This is a genomic window from Nostoc sp. DSM 114160 (assembly GCF_053470305.1).
Genome location: NZ_JBPFGO010000002.1, coordinates 957,003 through 978,096, shown reverse-complemented (window position 1 = coordinate 978,096; position 21,094 = coordinate 957,003). Strand labels below are relative to the sequence as shown.

General features: G+C 42.1%; 15 protein-coding genes and 2 pseudogenes. 14 read left to right on the top strand and 3 right to left on the bottom strand.

Translation table 11 applies throughout. From position 1 onward, the window contains the following. Positions 1-25: 25 nt before the first annotated feature. Positions 26-2,413 carry a transglycosylase domain-containing protein gene (locus tag NSTCB13_RS21235; RefSeq protein WP_448274203.1) on the bottom strand — a complete coding sequence of 796 codons (2,388 nt, stop codon included), beginning with the start codon at positions 2,411-2,413 and terminating at the stop codon, positions 26-28. A gap of 250 nt (positions 2,414-2,663) precedes the next feature. Here NSTCB13_RS21235 and folK point away from each other — a divergent pair, with 250 nt between their 5' ends. The 5 genes and pseudogenes from folK to kdpA all read left to right on the top strand — a co-directional run bounded on the left by folK (position 2,664) and on the right by kdpA (position 7,632). Beyond that, positions 2,664-3,179, top strand: a complete 516-nt coding sequence (folK, locus tag NSTCB13_RS21230; RefSeq protein ID WP_448267674.1) for a 2-amino-4-hydroxy-6-hydroxymethyldihydropteridine diphosphokinase — start codon at positions 2,664-2,666, stop codon at positions 3,177-3,179. Positions 3,180-3,247: 68 nt separating this feature from the next. Continuing rightward, on the top strand, positions 3,248-3,796 hold the full coding sequence (locus NSTCB13_RS21225) for an NUDIX hydrolase (RefSeq protein ID WP_445630891.1): 549 nt from the start codon (positions 3,248-3,250) through the stop codon (positions 3,794-3,796). Positions 3,797-3,808: 12 nt separating this feature from the next. Then, the gene (locus NSTCB13_RS21220) at positions 3,809-4,654 is read left to right on the top strand and encodes an ADP-ribosylglycohydrolase family protein (RefSeq protein ID WP_448273727.1); all 846 of its coding nucleotides are present in this window, start codon (positions 3,809-3,811) and stop codon (positions 4,652-4,654) included. 146 nt (positions 4,655-4,800) lie between these two features. Then, a complete protein-coding gene (locus NSTCB13_RS21215) occupies positions 4,801-5,352 on the top strand; it encodes a hypothetical protein (protein WP_448273726.1) in 552 nt (183 codons plus the stop codon). A gap of 533 nt (positions 5,353-5,885) precedes the next feature. Then, positions 5,886-7,632, top strand: a pseudogene (kdpA, locus tag NSTCB13_RS21210) (potassium-transporting ATPase subunit KdpA). Here kdpA and NSTCB13_RS21205 read toward each other — a convergent pair. Then, positions 7,585-8,025 (bottom strand): hypothetical protein, encoded by a 441-nt coding sequence (locus tag NSTCB13_RS21205; RefSeq protein WP_448273725.1) that lies wholly within the window; start codon positions 8,023-8,025, stop codon positions 7,585-7,587. The pseudogene kdpA and the gene NSTCB13_RS21205 overlap by 48 nt on opposite strands. Positions 8,026-8,062: 37 nt before the next feature. Here NSTCB13_RS21205 and kdpB point away from each other — a divergent pair, with 37 nt between their 5' ends. The 9 genes from kdpB (at position 8,063) to NSTCB13_RS21160 (ending at position 20,006) form a co-directional block, all read left to right on the top strand. Further along, positions 8,063-10,204 carry a potassium-transporting ATPase subunit KdpB gene (gene kdpB / locus NSTCB13_RS21200; RefSeq protein ID WP_448273724.1) on the top strand — a complete coding sequence of 714 codons (2,142 nt, stop codon included), beginning with the start codon at positions 8,063-8,065 and terminating at the stop codon, positions 10,202-10,204. A gap of 6 nt (positions 10,205-10,210) precedes the next feature. Further along, on the top strand, positions 10,211-10,480 hold the full coding sequence (locus NSTCB13_RS21195; protein ID WP_445630897.1) for a potassium-transporting ATPase subunit F: 270 nt from the start codon (positions 10,211-10,213) through the stop codon (positions 10,478-10,480). Further along, on the top strand, positions 10,480-11,118 hold the full coding sequence (gene kdpC, locus NSTCB13_RS21190; RefSeq protein ID WP_448273723.1) for a K(+)-transporting ATPase subunit C: 639 nt from the start codon (positions 10,480-10,482) through the stop codon (positions 11,116-11,118). Before NSTCB13_RS21195 ends, kdpC begins: the two co-directional genes overlap by 1 nt. A gap of 303 nt (positions 11,119-11,421) precedes the next feature. Beyond that, on the top strand, positions 11,422-11,787 hold the full coding sequence (locus tag NSTCB13_RS21185; RefSeq protein ID WP_445630899.1) for a TrkA C-terminal domain-containing protein: 366 nt from the start codon (positions 11,422-11,424) through the stop codon (positions 11,785-11,787). Positions 11,788-11,916: 129 nt separating this feature from the next. Then, on the top strand, positions 11,917-12,315 hold the full coding sequence (locus NSTCB13_RS21180) for a hypothetical protein (RefSeq protein ID WP_445630900.1): 399 nt from the start codon (positions 11,917-11,919) through the stop codon (positions 12,313-12,315). Between the two features lie 135 nt (positions 12,316-12,450). After that, a complete protein-coding gene (locus tag NSTCB13_RS21175) occupies positions 12,451-13,911 on the top strand; it encodes a hypothetical protein (RefSeq protein WP_448273722.1) in 1,461 nt (486 codons plus the stop codon). Between the two features lie 175 nt (positions 13,912-14,086). Beyond that, complete coding sequence (pabB, locus tag NSTCB13_RS21170; protein WP_448273721.1) at positions 14,087-16,285, top strand: aminodeoxychorismate synthase component I; 2,199 nt, start codon at positions 14,087-14,089, stop codon at positions 16,283-16,285. A 523-nt stretch (positions 16,286-16,808) separates the two neighbouring features. Continuing rightward, complete coding sequence (locus NSTCB13_RS21165; RefSeq protein ID WP_448273720.1) at positions 16,809-18,593, top strand: iron uptake porin; 1,785 nt, start codon at positions 16,809-16,811, stop codon at positions 18,591-18,593. A 274-nt stretch (positions 18,594-18,867) separates the two neighbouring features. Then, positions 18,868-20,006, top strand: a protein-coding gene (locus NSTCB13_RS21160) for an IS630 family transposase (protein WP_448272402.1) whose coding sequence is annotated in 2 segments (ribosomal slippage) — positions 18,868-19,288 and positions 19,288-20,006 — 1,140 coding nt in all. Because the reading frame shifts where the segments join, the coding sequence is not laid out codon by codon here. Between the two features lie 34 nt (positions 20,007-20,040). On the opposite strand, the pseudogene NSTCB13_RS21155 reads toward NSTCB13_RS21160, so the two are convergent. Continuing rightward, a pseudogene (locus NSTCB13_RS21155) lies at positions 20,041-21,020 on the bottom strand (2-hydroxyacid dehydrogenase). Positions 21,021-21,094 lie beyond the last annotated feature (74 nt).

The following is a 21,094-nucleotide window of genomic DNA, read 5'->3' as shown; positions in this document are numbered from 1 at the left end:
TAGTATCAACAATGCCCACTTCCCATTACTGTTGAGAAGGTCTAAGTCTTTCCCGCCAAGATGGTTGTGACGATGAAGAACCTGAAGAACCAGAACTATTTGCAGGAGACGACTCTCGCCGACTTCTTCGAGGCGGGGGTGAATCAGATTCTACTCTTCTAGAACGTCGCCGTGGAGTAGATGATTCTGAAGAAGAGTTACTAGAACTTGATTCGCTGCGATCGCGTCTTCTCCGTCTTGGAGTATAATCGCTCGATTGCTGTTCTTCTTGAGAATAGCTTCTCCTTCTTCTACGTCTGCGAGATGAACCACTCTCCTCAGAATTAGAATTTCTCGCACTTTCCCCTTCTGAGTCATCATCATCTTTAGAGGCAATAGAACGATTCAGCACTTGTTTGGGCTTGATAGACTGGGCTTTGATAGTGCCTTTGCGACCCTCTAACTTGGGTCGTTTGGGAAACTTTTCTACAGGCATCCCCTCTACCGCTTTTTCCATAAATTCGTGCCAAGTGTAAGCGGCACTACTACTACTGCCATAAGTGGGGCGGTTGTCATCGTTACCTAGCCATACCCCTGTCACCATCTGAGGAATGTAGCCAATAAACCATAAATCGCGGGCTTCGTCGGAGGTGCCGGTTTTGCCGGCAACTGGTCTATTATCTAATTGGGCAGCACCACCGGTTCCTGCTTCGACGACATTGCGTAGCATCCAAGTCATGATGGCGGCACTGTCAGCGTCAAGGGCGCGTTTTGACTTGAAATTAGCTGACCAGATGACTTTGCCTTGGCGGTTGAGGATGCGGGTAATACCATGAGGTTCTGCGTGCAATCCCTGAGTTGCAAAACTACCATAGGCGCTGGTTAACTCTAGCAGATTGACTTCATTTGAACCAAGAGCCAAGGAGTAGGTGGGCTTGAGTTCAGATTTTATCCCCATATCATGGGCAAGTTTAATCGTTGGTGTAAATCCCACATCAATCAACACCTTCACCGCAATAATATTAACAGAGCGGGTAAGGGCATCTCGGATGTTCATTGAACCGTGGAAGTTTTCACTATAGTTTTTCGGTTCATAGCCGTCTACAACAAAGGGTGCATCCTCGTAGCTATCGTAGGGGCTTTTACCGGTAGCGATCGCAGTGGCATATACAAACCCTTTAAATGTCGATCCTGGCTGCCGTTGTGCTTGGGTAACTCGATTAAACTGGTTTTTACCAAAGTCTTTTCCCCCCACCATTGCCTTAATTTCACCATTTCGGGGGTCTATAGCCACCATTGCCGCTTGCTTAAAGTTTTCCCAGCGTCCTTGATTTCGCAGGGTTTTGGCAACCGCCTCTTCTGCGACTTTCTGCCAAGTCGGGTTCAGCGTAGTTTCTACTACTAATCCCTCACTTTTTAGCACGTTGGGAGAAACGTACTTCGGCAATTCTTTTTGGATGTAGCTGGTAAAGTAGGGTGATTCTATTTCCAGTCGCTTAGGTAAACTGGTTTTGAGAATTAATGGTTCTTGGGCTGCTGCCTGCCTTTGTTCTGGTGTAATTACTTTATCTTCTTGCATCCGTTGCAATACCAAGTTCCGCCGCCGTTTCGCCGCTTCGGGATTTTTGTCTGGGGCGTACAAGCTAGGAGCAGGAGCTAATCCAGCAATCGTAGCCATTTCTGCAAGGGAAAGCTGGTCTGGCGTTTTACTAAAATATACCCAGGATGCATCTGCCACACCATAAGCTCCAGATCCCAAATAAACCAGATTTAGGTAACGCTCTAAAATCTGATCTTTGGTTAATTCTTGCTCCATTTTTTGGGCAAGGCGGACTTCCTTGAGTTTGCGCCAGATTGTCTGCTCTTGTTTCAAAAAGAGAATCCGCGTTAGCTGTTGGGTGATGGTGCTACCACCTTCTACCACACCTTGCGATCGCAAATTATTCAAACCCGCTCTGACAATCCCTTGCGGATCGACTCCATTGTGTTGCCTAAATCTTCTATCTTCTGAGGCGATAAAAGCTTTTTTTAAATTATCTGGTATTTGTTCTAGCTGTAGCTGTTCTCTGGCCGTTTCACCTTGTTGTTGTAATATTGTGCCATCAGCAGCTTTAATGGTCAGTGTTTGCTCTCGCAACACAGCATTCAACTCGGACTGATCTGGCAAAGTCCGATCTATTAAACTGATGCCGTAGATCGAGGCAGCTATCCCACCACCAATACCCAAACCTGCCCAAAACCAGAAGCGGCGATAGAGTGGTCTAGCGCCAGTTGCCCGATTGACCCTCATTCTAGATGGTAAAATTTTCATTTTGCTCAGTAACTGCCTCGTCTGCGCCAGATGTGCTGGTGGTAAGCTCTCATTCGTTCCTCCTCGTCCAGAGTCACTCAAATTAGTTGGTCTTCGCTTGAACCAGGAGGTAAGCTTCCCCACGTCAGTTCCTCGCTCAAAGTAGTAAGTAATTATAACCACCATCAATCAACTTTGGGGTTATAGCACTACCATTGTGTTAGTATAATATCCTATAAATAATTAACTGAATTCACTAGAAAATAATGTTTTTTAAATTTGGTTAATTTAGTTTTGTAAAAAATGCGGTAATTTTGATAACTACTGCGAATCTAAAAGCTATTGACAAGTATCCGCAAAGACAGCCCGAAAACGGCTGATTTCAGAAAGTATAATGTCTATACCTGGCTACGACGAAGCAAAGCTAAGACGAAGCGCCGTTGCTCTTGGTAGTAATATTGGCGATTCTCAGACAATTTTATCAGCAGCTATAGAGACTTTAGCCCAAACGCCAGGTATTCTTTTAGAAGCCAGATCCCATTGGTATCAAACCAAAGCTGTCGGGCCACCACAGCCAGATTACCTCAACGGCTGCGTCACATTGCAGGTAGAAATACTCCCCCAGGAGTTATTAGAAATTTTGTTAGGAATTGAACAACAATTTGGGCGCGTGCGTCAGGAACGCTGGGGACCACGAACCCTAGATTTGGATTTGTTATTATATGATGACATTACTTTGGATACACCAAATCTTCAGATTCCTCATCCACGAATGCGGGATCGCGCCTTTGTGTTAGTCCCGCTGGCAGAAATTGCCCCAGATTGGATAGAACCAGTTTCCGGGTGTGTGATTAAAGAGCTGCTGAAAGAGGTAGACTGTTCTGATGTACATTTATGGATGGACAATTAAAATTACCATCCTTAAAAGCAGAAGAACACTGATTTTGCCTCTGTATTCACAGATAATCAGATTTTACTATGCCATTAGGTAGAGAATTACCACAACTGCTAAGACAACGCCTGTTTCATAAAGGACGCAAGTTTGATTTTGAAGTTAATCGCTTGCGTTTGCCGAATAAATCGGAAGGAGAATGGGAATGTATTCGTCACCCTGGCGGTGCCCTAGCTGTACCAGTTACATCGGAAGGTAAACTTATACTGGTGCGCCAGTATCGTTTTGCAATTCAGGGACGGATATTAGAATTTCCGGCGGGGACATTGGAAGGAAAAGAAGAGCCTTTAGAAACAATACAACGTGAAATTGCCGAAGAAACTGGCTATAGTGCCCAAAAATGGGACAAATTAGGCGAATTTTTCCTAGCTCCTGGTTATTCTGATGAAATTATCTATGCTTTTCTGGCACGAGATTTAGAAAAGCTGGAGACACCACCACCACAAGATGGAGACGAGGATATCGAAACTGTGTTTATGACTCCTGAAGAATTAGAAAAAGCGATTCTGGAGGGAGAGGCGGTAGATGCTAAATCGGTTTCTAGCTTTTTTCTGGCGCGTCCGTTTTTAATTTAATACTCTTTTCTTATGCTGCTAGAGTTAGCGATTGCAGATGCCTATGGTGCAGGCTTTGAATATGCAGACGAAGCGATCGCTAACAACGATTTGAGTCGATACGTCGAACATCCGCGTTTTCGACTCAATCCTGGCAGCTACACCGACGATACCCAGATGAGTATTGCCATTGCGGAAGTGATTGTCGCTCAAGCGCCGTGGACGCCAGCAGTTTTAGCCGATAGTTTTGTTAGAGCTTTTAAACGCGACCAAAGAGAAGGTTATGCTCGAAGATTCTACCATTTTCTACTAGAAATTCAGGATGGAGAAGAGTTTTTAACCAAAATTAACCCTGATAGTGACAAAAGCGGGGGAGCAATGCGTGCAGCACCCATTGGCATCTATCCCACACCAGAAAAAGTCATTGAGGCGGCAACAATTCAAGCCGCAATTACCCACAATACAACCGATGGGATCAATGCTGCCGTTGCGGCTGCCTTAATGTCGCATTATTTTATTTATCGACTGGGAGCAAAACGCAAATTAGGACGGTTTCTGGAAGGTTATGTATCTGGAGAGTGGAATAAACCGTGGGAAGGTAAAGTCAAGTCCAAAGGCTGGATGAGTGTCAGAGCAGCGATTACTGCGGTGATGCGAAATGACAGCATGAGCGAACTTTTACAAGATTGTATCGCTTTTACTGGGGATGTAGATACAGTAGCCGCGATCGCTTTGGCTGCTGGTTCTTGTAGCGAGGAAATTACTCAAGACATTCCCAATCATCTTGTCACAGGGTTAGAGAATGGAGCTTACGGTAGAGATTACCTCATCGAACTGGATAAGCAGTTAATGAGTTTGGTGGATAAAAAGATCGGCTAAATCTAATATATCAGAGTAGCACTAGGTAATCTGATTTTTCTAATTTTGGAGCGAGTTAAGTTCAGACGCTCAAAAGGCTATATTTTAGTGTTTAATTTTAAGTTAGATAATCGAAAGCATATCTCAAGCCAACCAAGCCAACATTGATGAATCATACTCTAGCTGCTACTTTAGGAGAACTACAAACAAAAATATATTGGCTACATGATGCTGAAAAATTTGCTGAATTGGCAGAAGCAGCAACTCAAATATATATTAAACTTGGATACGATCGACAAAAAGCAGAAAATGTTGGTCATTTAATTAGTGAAGCCTATCAGTTATCTGATGATGCTGATTTAGCATATAAGGCTGGAGAAATTGAAAAAGAAATAAAATTTTATAATCAAGTCAAAGATAAATTTATAGAGATTGAGGCAATATTAGGTCTACAAAAAAGTATAGCCGAACATCAAACAAAATGGTGGATACATTTTCGCCATAGACAGAAATCTCAAGTTATATATCACCTATTTTGGCAACATTTCAAACCTTTGGGTTTAAATTATTTATTTATAGCTCTACAACTAACATATTATATGTTAGTTGTAGGCAAAGGTCATAATTTGCGAGATATAGAAATAACTCAAAAAAACGCTACCAAATATTGGATGCAATTATTGAAATGTAATGTTACCAAATATCCATATTTAGGTTAATTTGGTATTTTGTAAAATCTTTCAAGAAGTAACGCGTAGCATCTCGTAGAGAAAGTGGTTTGATTAATTAAGCTTTTTGACGAATTGCGCGTAAATCGTGGTTTTGTTTGTATCGTTGCAGTTTATAACCACCCTTTTTAGATTCTTAAGTAGGAATGTAGGTTGGGTGGAGTGAAACGCAACCCAACATTACCACCAAATTTTATGTTGGGTTACGCTATCGCTGCACCCAACCTACAAAACTACAGTTCTCAAGGCAGACGAGGTTTAGCCGTCTTTGTATATTTGCAGATATATATATAGATAAACACTCTTATACATAGAAACATATATTTCTTATATAACCTAGTTTAAATATCAATTTATACCTTGTGTTCTTTCAAAAAAAGCTCCATGATTGATTTAGAAAGCCCATATTTATAGGTTGGTTAGTTAATAATGATGCCGATATAAATCATAAATATTTCCGCTTCATAACAAGAAAATATTTGATATTTATCTCAAATTTACTTAGATTGGAGTTTGATTAACTCATGCTAGAAGGATGGATTCAAATTATATTAACGCTACTAATTGTAGTAGCAATTACTCCTGTTTTTGGGCGCTATATGGCGCGAGTATACCTAGAGCAAAGTACTTTTCTCGACCCGATTTTGAATCCGGTTGAGCGAGTGCTTTATGCTTTGGTTGGCGTTAAAACCAAAGAAAATATGACCGGCTGGCAGTATGGGCGGGCAATCTTATACAGCAACGTCGCAATGGGGTTGCTGATTTTCTTGATTATTATGAATCAAGGATGGCTGCCATTAAACCCAACTAAGATAGATGCGCCAACTTGGGATACAGTGCTGCATACGACTATTTCTTTTATTACTAACACTAACCAGCAGCACTATTCTGGTGAAACCTACATGAGCTATGGCAGCCAAATGTGGGGACTTGGTTATCATATGTTCACCTCTGCTGCTACTGGTTTAGCCGTAGGGATTGCCTTTATTCGGGGATTGACTGGTAGATCGTTGGGCAATTTTTATGTAGATTTAATTCGCTCGATTACCCGAATTTTACTGCCTATTTGTATTGTGGGCGCGATCGCTCTTATGGCAGCTGGTGTTCCCGAAACACTGGGGGGTGCGGTTGTATTCCCCACTTTGGAAGATGCGAATATTAGTCAAGCGATCGCTCGTGGCCCTGTTGCTCATTTTGAAATTATCAAGCAATTAGGAGAAAACGGCGGCGGCTTTTTCGCTATCAACTCGGCACACCCCTTTGAAAATCCCAATGGATTTTCTAACTTGATTCAAATTGTCGCCATGCTTTCGATTCCTACTTCCCTAATCTACACTTATGGGTTGTTTGCGAATAACACTAAGCAAGCTTGGTTAGTCTACGGTATGGTAGGCATTCTCTATTTAGTATTTATCATCGTTACTGCCATTGGTGAATACAACGGCAATCCGGCTGTGAATGGACTACTGGGTAGTCAGCAACCAAATTTAGAGGGCAAAGAAGTCCGGTTTGGTTGGGCACAATCTGTGCTGTTTGCCGTAACTACAACTGGCACGATGTGCGGCGCAGTCAACAGTTTACACGACTCTTTCATGCCCAACGGTGGTTTTATTACCCTTTCCAATATGTTCTTGCAAATTATTTGGGGTGGGACAGGGTACGGGAACCGCTTATTTATTTGCTTACCTGATTCTGGCTGTGTTTGCTACAGGATTAATGGTGGGACGCACACCCGAATTTCTCGGACGCAAGATTGAGAAGCGCGAGGTTGTACTTGCTAGTTTTTTAATTCTCCTAGTTCACCCGATCGCAATTATGATTCCCGCAGGTATCGCCTTGGCGTTTCCCGATCAATTATCAGGAATTAGCAATCCCGGATTCCACGGCTTTGCTCAAGTTATCTATGAATACGCCTCGGCTGCTGCTAACAACGGTTCTGGGTTTGAAGGTTTGGGAGATTCACAACCGTCTCCTTTGGCGATAGCTACAGGTACAAAAACCACTGCAACTGCTTTGTGGTGGAACTTGAGTACCTGCTTCAGTTTAATTGCAGGACGCTATATTCCCATCATCGGTTTGCTGTTTTTAGCAGATAGTATGTCTCGCAAACAAGCTGTTCCCTACACAACTGGTACATTGCGAACCGATACCGGACTATTTACAGGCGTTACCGCAGGCGTGATTTTAATCCTGGGCGCACTTACATTCTTCCCAGTCTTAGCATTAGGCCCCATTGGTGAAGCTTTCTTTATCGCTAAAGGTATCGGCTAGGGATTGAGGAGTGGGGAGTGGGGGAGCGGGGGAGAAATTGCACTCATCAACGGAGTTCAAAGACTCATTCACGAGTATCAAAGACTCGTCGGCAAGTATTAAAGACTCATCGGCGAGTATCAAAGACTCGTCGGCGAGTATCAAAGACTCATCGGCGAGTATTAAAGACTCGTCGGCGAGTATTAAAGACTCATTCACGAGTATCAAAGACTCGTCGGCGAGTATTAAAGACTCGTCAGCGAGTATCAAAGACTCGTCGGCGAGTATTAAAGACTCGTCAGCGAGTATCAAAGACTCGTCGGCGAGTATTAAAAACTCATCCCCTATTCTCCATGCCCCATGCCCAATGCCCAATACTTCGACTTCGCTCAGTACAAGTGCCCCATGCCCCATGCCCAATGCCCAATGCCCCATTCTCAAAATTTAATGTATGCCAATTACTACTGATTCTCCCTCCTCCCGTATTCCATCTGGAACTCGTGACTCGCGCAAACACACTCCCAAAGCTGATATGCGGGGACTTTATCAAAGAGCAATTAGTGAGTCATTTGTCAAGCTCGATCCGCGAATTACTGTCAGAAACCCAGTAATGTTTGTTGTTTGGGTGGGGACAATTGTCACCTTGCTTGTTACCCTAAACCCAAATTTGTTTGGCACAATCCAAGCTGATGTTAACCAACAACGCGTTTTAAACGGGTTGATTACCTTTATTCTCTTTTTCACCCTTGTTTTTGCTAACTTTGCCGAAGCTGTAGCTGAAGGACGCGGGAAAGCACAAGCTGATTCATTAAGATCGACGCGATCGGATACGATCGCTAATAAAATCCTCCCTGATGGTTCGATAGTAAAAGTCAATTCTACAGAACTGCGACGGGGCGATTTGGTAAAAGTCAGTGCAAATAATATGATTCCCGCCGATGGAGATGTAATTAAAGGCATCGGCTCGGTGGATGAGTCGGCAATCACTGGGGAATCTGCCCCGGTATTGAAGCAACCAGGTACAGATATTGCCAGTTCAGTGACAGGCGGTACACGCCTACTCTCCGACGAGTTGACAATTCGCATCAGTGCCGATCCCGGTCAAGGCTTTATCGATCGCATGATTGCCTTGGTAGAAGGGGCAGAACGCAGCAAGACTCCCAATGAGATTGCTTTGACGGTATTGTTGGCTGTGTTAACGCAAGTATTCTTGATTGTGGTGGCAACTATGCCCCCATTTGTCGGCTACATCGCCAGTTTTATCAGTACAGCCTTTGGTGTTGAGGCGGGGAACAGTTTACGGGCGGGTGCTAGCGTTGCGATTCTCATCTCGCTATTGGTAGCTTTGATTCCCACAACTATCGGTGGTTTACTTAGTGCGATCGGTATTGCCGGGATGGATCGAGTTGCCCAGTTTAACGTTATCGCTACCTCTGGTCGAGCAGTAGAAGCTTGCGGTGACATCAACACCTTGGTGCTGGATAAGACGGGCACGATCACCTTGGGAAATCGGATGGCTGACGAGTTTATTCCCCTGGATAACCACTCAATAATAGATGTGGCGCGAGTTTCCTTAGCTGCTAGCTTGTTTGACGAAACGCCAGAAGGAAAATCGATCGTGATTTTAGCCGAAAAATCCCAGGCTGGGGTAGACTTTAACATTGACAAAGCCGAAGGTGTAGAATTTTCTGCCAAAACCCGGATGAGTGGCACGAATTTACCCGATGGTAAACAAATCCGCAAAGGTGCAGTGGATGCCATTAAGGGATTTGTCCGTTCTCGTGGCGGTAACGTTCCTGATGATATAGATGCAGCTTATGAGCGAGTTTCCCGGTTGGGCGGTACACCCTTGGCTGTTTGCCAAGATGACAAAATTTATGGTGTCATCTACCTGAAAGATATTGTCAAACCCGGTTTGCAGGAGCGATTTGACCAACTCCGCCGCATGGGTGTTCGCACGATCATGCTCACAGGTGACAATCGGATTACCGCTTCGGTGATTGCCGAAGAAGCTGGGGTGGATGATTTCATTGCTGAAGCGACTCCAGAAGACAAAATTGAAGTGATTCGCTCGGAACAATCTCAGGGTAAACTGGTGGCAATGACCGGGGATGGTACGAACGATGCACCTGCTTTGGCTCAAGCAAATGTGGGTGTGGCGATGAATTCTGGGACGCAAGCTGCCAAAGAAGCTGCTAACATGGTGGACTTAGATTCAGATCCCACAAAGCTAATTGACTTAGTAACCATAGGTAAACAGTTGCTAATTACTCGTGGGGCGTTGACAACATTCTCCATTGCTAACGATATCGCCAAGTATTTTGCAATCATCCCTACTATCTTCGCCGCCGCAGGAATCGGCGCACTTAATATTATGGGATTAAAGAGTGCCCAATCTGCGATCGTCTCGGCGCTGATTTACAATGCTCTGATTATTCCGGCACTAATTCCGCTAGCACTCAGAGGGGTGAAGTTTTTACCTTTAACAGCAGATCAACTGCTACGTCGTAACATCTTCATCTTTGGTCTTGGCGGTATCGTTGCTCCCTTCATTGCCATCAAACTGATAGATATAATCCTACCTTTGTCTTAATTTACTATGAAACCTATTCAGATCCGCCGCACTATTCTTGCATCCCAAGTATTAGAAGAAATAACTGAAATCTGGTGTCAATGGCAAAGACAAAAGCTACCACTGTATTTGTTCTTGGCGATGTGTTTCAACCTAGTGGTTGCACCTATGGTTTATGCCGCTACTAATGAACAACTTTCCCGCAGTCAATCTTGGGGATTGGGACTGTTAGGACTAACGACACTGGGACTTTCCATCTATTTATTTTTTGTCATGTTTGTACCGGAGAAATTCTAATGAGTTTTGCACGTGAAGCTAGTAGGGCTGTTCGTTCTACCTTGGTACTCTGGATAATTGGTGCGATTATTTATCCTTTTGCAATGATTGCTATTGGGCAAATTGTGTTTCCCTTTCAAGCCAACGGTAGTCTGCTGAAAAATAGCACAGGTCAAGTTGTCGGTTCTGCTTTAATTGGTCAACCTTTTAGTAGCGATCGCTATTTTAACAGCCGCCCCAGTACCACCAGCTACAGCACAGCCGATCCGAAAAAAGATGATGCGGGAGTTTTGCAAACTGGGGTTTCTGGCGCTAGTAACTTGGCTCCCAGTAATCCGGCATTAATGGAACGCATTAAAGGTAAAGATGACCCAGACCCCAGCAAAAAGGTAGAGGGTGACTTTAATCGTTTGAAAAAAGCAGGTGTGCAGCCGACTGGCGATTTAGTCTACACCTCTGGTTCCAGCCTTGACCCGCATATTACCCCGGAAGCTGCGATCGCACAAGTTGCACGAGTAGCCAAGGCGCGGAACGTTCAACCAAACCAACTCGAAACTTTAATTTCCCAAAACACCGACGGCCGCTTTCTCGGCATCTTTGGCGAACCTGGAGTTAATGTGTTGAAGCTGAATTTAGCTTTAGATAAGATTAAGGGATAAAGGCTTGAGAGAGTGCTGCTGATTCTTGCTATGCCTTCTATTCAAAATAATTATCTATAGTAATCCTTAGTGATTACTTTAAATCTAAATGTAGGATTCTCGGCTTAATTTAATAAGTCGAGAATCTGATTTTTAGTAGGTATATCTAAAACCTATATCTCTAAACATATACCTGTTTAGCTAATTACTAAATACCTACTCTATTTAATTAATACATTTTATATATCTTCAAAATATATCTCTGCAACAGCAGATTTTTCTCGGAAAGTATTAGACAATACTATTAGAGTTAAAAAACATTTTGTGCTGAAAAATAAAAAACCTTTAGAACCAAGCTTGTTTGGTGTTTTTATCGAAGATAATAGCATTTACTGTGGCATTTATTTAAGTGATATTAAATTACCGAATAAATGCGTTTTTCTAGGAGTTTTAAGAGAAACTCAAGTTATTTCAGCAACAGATAATCCTAGTATTTTCGCTGGAGATTACATTTTAGCAATAGCAACCCATCCCATGATGGTTCCCGCTCTGAAAGTGACTCTTAAAAAAATTCATTCTGTTTACTATTACCTCAACAGTTGCTTATTGGAAGCTCGACTAAGAGAAAGTCAATCTGTTAATTCAAATAACCTAGACCTATCAACTACTCTCAATTCCACATATTATTAGACAGATGAACATTTCTCGAATAAAGGCAGAAGGCAGTTCGAGTTTGCAGCAAGAGTAAGAAAATATATTTTTGCCTCCTGCCTCTTTAACTTTACTGGATCTGAGTTCGACTAGCTAAAGGTTTTTAATATGCATACTTCGGAACTTTTCCGACTTTATGTATCCGCCCAAAAAAGTATTCATCAGTCCACCCTGATTGAAGCTAACCTGTCTAAGGCAACACATAGTGACACCAAACCACATGACGGAGACATTCCCTTTGTAGCAGTGTTTTTGGCTCACATTTCTTTCATGATTGTTTGGGCAATTGTTGTTTTTCTAGTTTCATCTGTCTGCAAAGCACTAGAAGATCCCCCAGAAAATGCGGTGCAAGATAAAGATGAAATAGTCAGCATCAAACATTTAGAGCAACATACTTGTAAAAAATGCCAATTTTTTAACAATAACTATTTTCTAAAGTGTGCAGTACATCCTACCACTGCTCTAACGAAACAAGCACTCAATTGTTCTGACTACAGCCCTAAATAGGTGAATTTATGCTTATGGTGCTAACCTCCAGTATGCAAATTTGCAGTGGCAGATATTCTGGAAGCAGTTAGCCTGAGAACCTTCAAACTTTGTTTAAAGATTAGAAAGTTCATTTGAAAAACCCAAACAAATTTTATGAAACAAAAAGAAACAGTATTTGTTATTCCAACTCATCGATTGAGAGATGTCGCACAAACTATCGAAAAGTATGATGAGAATTTCTGGGCAAATGGTCATGCTTTAAAAATAATCGTTTTTGACGATTCCAGCATTGCCAATCACGAGAAATATTATCCACTTTTAGAGCAGACTAAGACAGTCAATGACGTGTTTTATGTTGGCCCACAACAGAAAGAGCAATTTATTACATTTTTAAACGAAAGACTGCGCGATCGCAAGCTAGAATCACTAGTCAAAAACTTATTCCGACCTAGTTATGGAGGAAATCGTAACTTCACACTCATGTATACCCTTGGACATTTAATGGTTAGTGCAGATGACGATATGCGTCCAGATGCATTAATTGAAACTAGCCCAGAATCTTTATCTGGTGATGAAATATGTCGAGGAAAATTAATTAAATCTAACCAACAAGGTGGCTACGTCCATAAATCTTTTGACTTACTCACGGCTTTTGGTGATGTTTTAGGTCAAAAAGCCAGCCATGTACCAGAAAACTTCGAGTCTGGAGAACTGGTACTTGATACAGCAATGGATTTAGAAACCAATACAACTAAAGGTTACTTCCGAGAAAACAGCCTTTTATTACAACAGGGGAGAGTCTTGAATAATGCGATCGTCAAGATTGCCCAAACTTTTCGCACAGGAACTAATGATATTGATACCCTTGATTTTATTCACATGTATCTCAATGATGAAAATCAAATTAGCCCCAATGACCTAAATGATTTTTATATTCTTACCAATTTTAGACCCGTTATTACTAACAAAAACTGGAGAATGGATTGTGGAGTCGCTGGATATGATAATCAGCTAGGTTTACCACCCTTCTTTCCAACTCGGCTCAGATTTGAGGATTATATATACAGGATTTGGATACAGCAAGAAGGAATTGCAGCTGCACACGTTGATGCTGTACAAAACCATATTAGAAATAACTATATGCGTAATCCTCTCGCTAGCGAACTATTTAATGAAGAAATATGTAGCTTGCTGAAAAAGAAAATTAAAAACAGTGTTTATCATCTTGACGATTTGGGAATCAAGTTTGATTACTCAGGTGAAGTCACTTTACAAGATTCTGAGGAAATCCTGGAAAAAATCTCTGCTATCCACAGGCAAGTAGTCAAAGCCTCAATCTCTACCCAGAATGAAGAACGCAAGCAGTCACTCCAATTATTTGCTGAGAATTTATCGAGAGTCTTCTATGGATTTGAACCAGACTTTTTTCAGCAAAATGTTTCCAGAATTATCGATGATGTCATTAGCCAATTTCACGGCTCTCTAGAGATATGGCCAACTCTAGTAGAAATATGTTACTTTTACAAAGACAAAAAAGACTTACCACAAATCAGGGTTAAAAACAAGAAGGTAAAATCTAGAAATGGCACAAAATCGAGTGAAATTCTTGTATAAATGTGACCTTTGGCAAACAAGCCATCATTCATCCAGTAAAGTTTTTTAAAACCCTTTATTTTTGAAGATGTGCCTATAGAACTTAAGCCAGATCCCTGACTTCTTGAAGAAGTTGGGGATCTAATTTTTCACGAATGATTTAGGATTGCTATATGTGCTAGTTAAGTGACTATGTATGCAAACGCTAATTATTGATAACTATGACTCTTATACATTTAATCTTTACCAAATGATTGCCGAGGTAAATAGGGAACTACCTCTAGTAATTTATAACGATCGCCTTAACTGGGATGAATTAAAAGAAATTGCTTTTGACAACATTGTGATTTCACCTGGCCCCGGTCGTCCAGAAAGGTCAGAAGATTTTGGAGTCTGTCGGCAAATAATTGAGAATGTGGATGTGCCTTTGTTGGGAGTTTGTCTGGGACATCAAGGACTTGGCTATCTATATGGTGGAAGAGTAATTCATGCACCGGAAGTTCGACATGGCAGACTCAGTAAAATTTATCATAATAATTCAGAATTATTTCAAGGTATTCCTAATCAGTTTTCTGTGGTGCGCTATCACTCGTTGTTAGTTGCTGATGAACTACCTGAATGTTTAGAAAAAATTGCTTGGACAGAAGAAGGATTGGTGATGGGATTGCGTCATCTACATCTACCTTTTTGGGGTGTGCAGTTTCACCCAGAGTCTATCTGTACAGAATATGGGCAAAGATTATTAGAAAACTTTCGAGATATTACGCAGCAATTTACAGAGAAATCGTTAAGGAGGCAGGAGGCATCAAGAAGTCCACAAAAGCAATATTGGATTGGATATGGAGATGTTACTTCTGTTGTCGATCGACCCCGCCAAGAACAGCAGGAGAAGTTTGAATTGTATACGCGCAAGTTAGATATCTGCCCAAATACAGAACAAATATTTGTACAGCTATTTGGGAATGCAACAAACGCTTTTTGGCTAGATAGCAGCCGTGTGGAATTTGGTCTATCTCGCTTTTCATTTATGGGTGATGGAAGCGGGGTTAACAGTCTATTGGTACGATATAATACCGAAACGCAAGAAATCATCATTACACAGTTAGATACCGTAACTCGTCGCACCGAAAGTATTTTTGAGTATTTGAAGCGAGAAATAGACTGCCGAAGTTGCCAAGCTGATGATTTACCGTTTGATTTTAACTGTGGATTTGTGGGCTATTTTGGCTATGAACTCAAGAGAGAGTGTGGATCGTCATTGGTGCATTCTTCACCATTACCTGATGCAATTTTCTTACTTGCCGATCGCATGATTGCGATCGATCATCAAGAACAGTGCCTTTATTTGCTGCAATTAATCAAAAAAGGACAAACAGAACAGGTAGAAACTTGGTTTGATACTATCCAACAACAACTCGAAACTCTAGATCCTCTTTTTTCTCTTGTACCCCAAGAAAGTTGTCAGCCTGTTAAGTTCCGTTTGAGTCGCACTTACCAAAATTACATTCAAGATATTCAGCAATGCTTGGATGAAATTCACGAAGGGGAAACTTATCAAGTTTGCTTGACAAATCAGCTTCATACCGATGCAACCCCCGACCCATTGACGTTCTATCGTACATTACGTAAAATCAATCCGGCTCCTTATTCTGCATTTTTACGCTTTGGTGAAATTGCGATGCCTGCGGCGAGCGTTGCGATCGCCTGCTCATCTCCAGAAAGGTTTCTACGGATCGATCGCCAAGGTTGGGTAGAAACTAAACCCATCAAGGGAACCCTACCACGAGGAGAAACTCCCGAAGCCGATTTTGTCCTCCGTGAGAAGCTACGCAACAGCGAAAAAGACCAAGCTGAAAATCTGATGATTGTTGATTTGTTACGCAATGATTTGGGACGAGTCTGTGAAATTGGTAGCATTCACGTACCAAAATTAATGGATGTGGAAACATACTCAACAGTACATCAGTTGGTAACAACAGTACGCGGGCGATTACGTTCAGATTTACAAGCGGTGGATTGCGTGCGAACTGCATTTCCCGGAGGATCGATGACTGGTGCGCCCAAAATCCGCACCATGCAAATTATCGATCGCCTAGAACAAGAGGCGCGAGGAATTTATTCAGGTGCGATCGGCTTTTTGGGTTTGAATGGTTCAGCCGATTTGAATATTGTGATTCGGACTGCTGTTTTGACTCCCAATCAAACTTCCATTGGTATAGGTGGTGGAATTGTAGCCCTTTCTCAACCGGAGATGGAGTTTCAGGAAACGCTGCTTAAAGCCAAAGCCTTAATCGACGCTCTGCTTCTGACGATGTATGGAACCTCTGAGTCAAAGAATTATGACATTCTGGGATTAGAAACAATCGCCGATAGTTATGAAAAATTAACTGCTTAAATTAGGGAACTAAAAAAAATAAAAATGTGTTTTGGGTGGGATATAGAAGCAATCAGTCATGAATCAAATCGAACAGTTTAGATAGATAATAAATCGCTGACTTATCGCTTCATTGTAGTGCTTTACGTACTGTTTACCTCGACTTTAAACCGATATTCCGCAGGTTGTAGGGTCAAAGTTATTCATAATTAATAATTCTTACTTACTAATTAAAAACCCAATACAGAAATGCATTTTCTTGATTTAGCAATAAATTTAAAGATAAAAACTATCTAGCAAATCAAGGTTAAAAACAAGAAACCAAAGTTCATAAATCGCGCAAAAACGCGCAACAATACCTTATAATCACGACCTTTAGTAAACATACATCTGCAAGAGTTTACGATTCTTCATCCGATAAAACTATCTTAGATATGGCTTAGGTAACAGCAATCTGATAAGATTTCTAACAAGTAGAATAATTGCTTGTTCTCTTTTTCTTAAACCAACTGATTTAGGTTATTTTTGGGAAAGGAAAATAAAAATGTCTGATTTATTGTGGAAAACTCTGGTACTAAGTCCAGTAGTTTTGGGAGTGACGGTGTTGGTTTCCGCAAGAGCTATAGCTGCTGAAGGAGCAAGCTCTTTTGAAGATATAAAGTTAAAAGCTGCTCAGACAGAAGCACCAATAACTTCTAATGCTTCAATATTCATTCAAACAGAGCAACGAAAAGTTAATCAGCAGTTGGTCGCCCAAAAGGCTGATGAAAATAAGGTTTTAGAAGATGTTAATCGCTACAGCAACGAAGGCAAGAACCAGAATTCATTGTCTCAAGTCACATCAGTTTCTCAATTTTCTGATGTACAGCCGACTGATTGGGCATTCCAAGCTTTGCAATCCTTGGTTGAGCGCTACGGTTGTATTGCTGGATACCCAAATTCTACTTACCGAGGCAATCGGGCACTGACTCGTTATGAGTTTGCCGCAGGTTTGAATGCTTGTTTAGATCGAGTTAATGAACTGATTGCGACCGCAACTGCTGACTTGGTGACAAAACAGGATTTGGCGACTCTCCAGCGTTTGCAAGAGGAATTCTCAGCAGAACTGGCAACTCTGCGCGGTCGAGTAGATTCTCTAGAAGCACGGACTGCGGAACTAGAAGCTAATCAGTTTTCTACTACCACAAAATTGGTGGGTGAAGCTATTTTTGTCGCTACTGATATTTTTGGCAATAATACTGGCGATGCGAATAATACTGTCTTCCAAGATAGGGTACGTTTAGATTTGCAAACCAGCTTCACGGGTAAAGACGTTTTACACACCCGTCTTGCAGCCGGGAATGCACTAGCCTTTACACAAGTAGGGAATAATGGTGTTGGAATCGATACTGCTGAAGGTACGCAAACATTTCAAATCGGCAGCACTAGTAACAACAGTGTGATTATCGACTGGTTGGCGTATTACGTACCCATAGGCCCAGCTCAAGTCTACTTTGCGGGCACCGGAGGTATTCATAGCGATTATGTTGCCACTAACAACCCTTACTTTGAAGACTTTGATGGCGGTAATGGTGCTTTGTCTACCTTTGCTTCTGAAAGTCCGATTTATCGCATTGGTGGTGGTGCAGGTGCAGCACTGACTTTACCCTTTGGTAAGGGTGGTAGTATTTTGAGACCAAGTTCGCTGACTATTGGTTACTTGGCATCAAATGCTAATAATCCTGGGGCAAATCAAGGTTTAATAGATGGTAACTATGCAGCCTTGGGACAGTTGAACTTTAGTGTTGGCGATCGCTTATCTATAGCTGCTACCTACGTTCACGGTTATCATGGTGCTGGAGGTGGTAATTTATTCGATCTAGGTGGTGGTTTGGGTAGTACTAACCGCGTCGTAGGTACTGGTCAAGCTAACACCCTAACTACCTTAAACGGATCTTCCAGTAATTCTTACGGTATAGAAGCAGCTTTTAGACCCAGCGACAAACTGTCAGTCAGTGGCTTCGTTTCTTACCACGATATCACAGGCTTTGGTGTTGGTGATGATTATCAAGCTTGGAGCTACGGTCTTGGAGTGGCCTTACCTGACCTCGGTAAAAAGGGTAACGTTTTAGGGATTTTTGCTGGTGCTGAACCTTATGCCCGTAACCGAGGCGGAGTTTTTGCTGGTACTGGTAATGATATACCTTATCACTTTGAAGGCTTTTACAAGTATCGCGTATCAGATAATATCTCAATCACCCCTGGCGTCATCTGGTTGACCTCTCCTGGTCAAAACAGCAACAACGATGATGCAATTATCGGTACGCTGAGAACAACTTTCACCTTCTAAAGGTTTACGCAATTTGCTTTAGGGACGCATAACTATGCGTCCCTTTTAACTTCCGCCTTGCGGTACTAGTAGTCTGGCAACCCAAAAATGCGCTTGTGAGGGCTGGGGAAAGGGTAAGGGGTACTGGGTTTGGGATTTAAAACCTTTCCCCTTTCCCCTTTGCCCTTTACCCCGCCAAGTTCACTTGGCGAACTACTAGTAGTCTGGCAAGTCAACTTTGCAGGGTGAAACAGATTTTTGATAAGCTATTTGAAGTGTGGCTGCGGGTAACATCATGGCAAAGAAGTATACAGTAAATTTGAGTACAGAAGAAGTCGAAAAACTGCGATCGCTAATCAAAACAGGCAAGAGTAAAGCAAGGAGTATGACTCGCGCCCATATACTGTTGATGGCATGGGAGGGAGAAATTGACAAAGCGATCGCAGAATGTCTAAGAGTACACGTTTCAACCGTAGAGCGTACTCGTGCTAGATACGTAGAGGGAGGAATTGAATTAGCTGTACAAGACCGGCCTCATCCACCAAAACAACGTAAATTAGATGGTGAACAAGAAGCATTTCTGATTGCAACAGCTTGTTCTAGAGCACCATCAGGAAGAAATCGTTGGACGATGAAACTATTAGCAGAGCGCATAGTAAGTTTAAACATCGTAGATTCAGTTTCTAAAGAAACTGTTCGTTCCTATTTAAAAAAAACGAAATTAAACCTTGGTTAAAGGAACAATGGTGCATTCCCAAAGTAGATGCCGAGTATGTTTTACGGATGGAAGATTTACTAGATTTATATAGCCAACCAGATGACCCAAAACATCCAGTAATTTGTTTCGATGAACGCCCATATCCTTTATTAGAGGATATTAGAGAACCGTTACCACCCGAACCAGAGCAACCTCTTCGTTATGACTACGAGTATAAACGCAATGGGAGTGTCAATTTATTTGCAATTTTTGAACCTCATAAAGGTTGGCGGCATATTGAGGTTACACAACAGAGAACGAAAAAAGATTTTGCTTTACAAATGAAGAATTTAGTAGATATTCATTGTCCACAAGCCGAGTCAATTCGTCTGGTAGTTGATAACCTCAACACACATAATCCAGCTGCTTTGTACGAATTCTTTTCACCAGAAGAAGCACGTCGAATTGTCCAAAAACTAGAATTTCACTACACGCCTAAGCATGGGAGTTGGCTAAATCAAGTTGAGATTGAGTTATCCGTTTTAGCACGTCAATGCTTAGAAAGACGAATTGCTGACGTTCAAACACTATCTCAAGAAATCGCTTCTTGGCAGAGCGATCGCAATTCTAGTAAAGCGAGTGTAAATTGGCGCTTTAAAATTACGGATGCACGCAATAAAATGGGACGGTTATATCCGGATGTCTCACCTAGCAAAGTTGACTTGCCAGACTACTAGATTGAGGGCGTTCATAATTCACATCAGGCGTGAATTATGAATTATAAATTTCCGGGTTGACACAATTAGCCAAGCGATCGCCCCTCAGTCCCCTGCGATTAAATTAGCGATCGCCATTGAAGCCATTTTTGAGCGCGTTTGATGGCTAGCGCTGCCAATATGCGGTGCAATAATTAGATTTTCTAAGGTTAACAACAGGCTATCGCTGGGAATCGGTTCTGGCTCGGTGACATCTACAGCCGCAGCCGCGATTTGACCGTTTGCAAGGGCGCGATACAGAGAATTTGGATCTACAATGGTTCCCCGCGCCGTGTTAATCAAAATAGCCGATCGCTTCATCAATTCAAATTGGCGATCGCTAATTAAATGATAAGTATCATCAGCCGATGGTGTATGTAGTGTCACAAAATCCGACTCTTGTAGTAAGTGTTCTAACGTAGCAAACTCCACACCTAGAGATTGTTCTAATTCTGGGCTGCATCGTTGCCTACTCGCGTACAATATCTGCATTTCAAAGCCTTTGGCACGAAGAGCAACTGCTTGTCCAATGCGCCCAAAACCAACAATCCCCAAGGTTGCACCCGTAACATTTGGCCCCAATAACAAATCTGGTTCCCAAGTCTGCCACAATCCTGCACGAGTAAATCGATCTGCCTCCACTACTCGCCGTGCAGCTGCCATTAACAATGCCCAGGCAAAATCTGCGGTAGCATCGGTTAACACCCCAGGAGTATTACCGACGGGAATTTTTCGTGCTGTGGCTGCGGCAATATCAATGTTATCGTAACCTACCGCCATTTGACTGATGACTTTGAGTTTCCCAGACTCGATGAGTTGGCGATCGATTTGATCGGTCAGCAGACATAGCAATCCATCTATTTCCTTAACTTTTTCTAGTAAAATTTCGTAGGGAGGGGGTTGACGTTCTGGCCAAACTTCTAGAGTGGCGAGCGATCGCAGTTGCTCTAATTCGATAGGTAAGCGACGAGTAACGAAGACTTTAGCTTGAAGCATAGTTTTAAAATAATTTTTGGAAAAAGAGACGCTTCTTGCATCGGTTTGTCCTTAAAATATCATGGCGGAAATTC

Excerpts from the sequence above, each read along its gene's own strand:
- folK (WP_448267674.1), top strand. The coding sequence starts at position 2,664 with ATGTCTATACCTGGCTACGACGAAGCAAAGCTAAGACGAAGCGCCGTT.
- NSTCB13_RS21225 (WP_445630891.1), top strand. The coding sequence starts at position 3,248 with ATGCCATTAGGTAGAGAATTACCACAACTGCTAAGACAACGCCTGTTT.
- NSTCB13_RS21220 (WP_448273727.1), top strand. The coding sequence starts at position 3,809 with ATGCTGCTAGAGTTAGCGATTGCAGATGCCTATGGTGCAGGCTTTGAA.
- NSTCB13_RS21215 (WP_448273726.1), top strand. The coding sequence starts at position 4,801 with ATGAATCATACTCTAGCTGCTACTTTAGGAGAACTACAAACAAAAATA.
- NSTCB13_RS21205 (WP_448273725.1), bottom strand. The coding sequence starts at position 8,025 with ATGGGGCATGGGGCACTTGTACTGAGCGAAGTCGAAGTATTGGGCATT.
- kdpB (WP_448273724.1), top strand. The coding sequence starts at position 8,063 with ATGCCAATTACTACTGATTCTCCCTCCTCCCGTATTCCATCTGGAACT.
- NSTCB13_RS21195 (WP_445630897.1), top strand. The coding sequence starts at position 10,211 with ATGAAACCTATTCAGATCCGCCGCACTATTCTTGCATCCCAAGTATTA.
- kdpC (WP_448273723.1), top strand. The coding sequence starts at position 10,480 with ATGAGTTTTGCACGTGAAGCTAGTAGGGCTGTTCGTTCTACCTTGGTA.
- NSTCB13_RS21180 (WP_445630900.1), top strand. The coding sequence starts at position 11,917 with ATGCATACTTCGGAACTTTTCCGACTTTATGTATCCGCCCAAAAAAGT.
- NSTCB13_RS21175 (WP_448273722.1), top strand. The coding sequence starts at position 12,451 with ATGAAACAAAAAGAAACAGTATTTGTTATTCCAACTCATCGATTGAGA.
- pabB (WP_448273721.1), top strand. The coding sequence starts at position 14,087 with ATGCAAACGCTAATTATTGATAACTATGACTCTTATACATTTAATCTT.
- NSTCB13_RS21165 (WP_448273720.1), top strand. The coding sequence starts at position 16,809 with ATGTCTGATTTATTGTGGAAAACTCTGGTACTAAGTCCAGTAGTTTTG.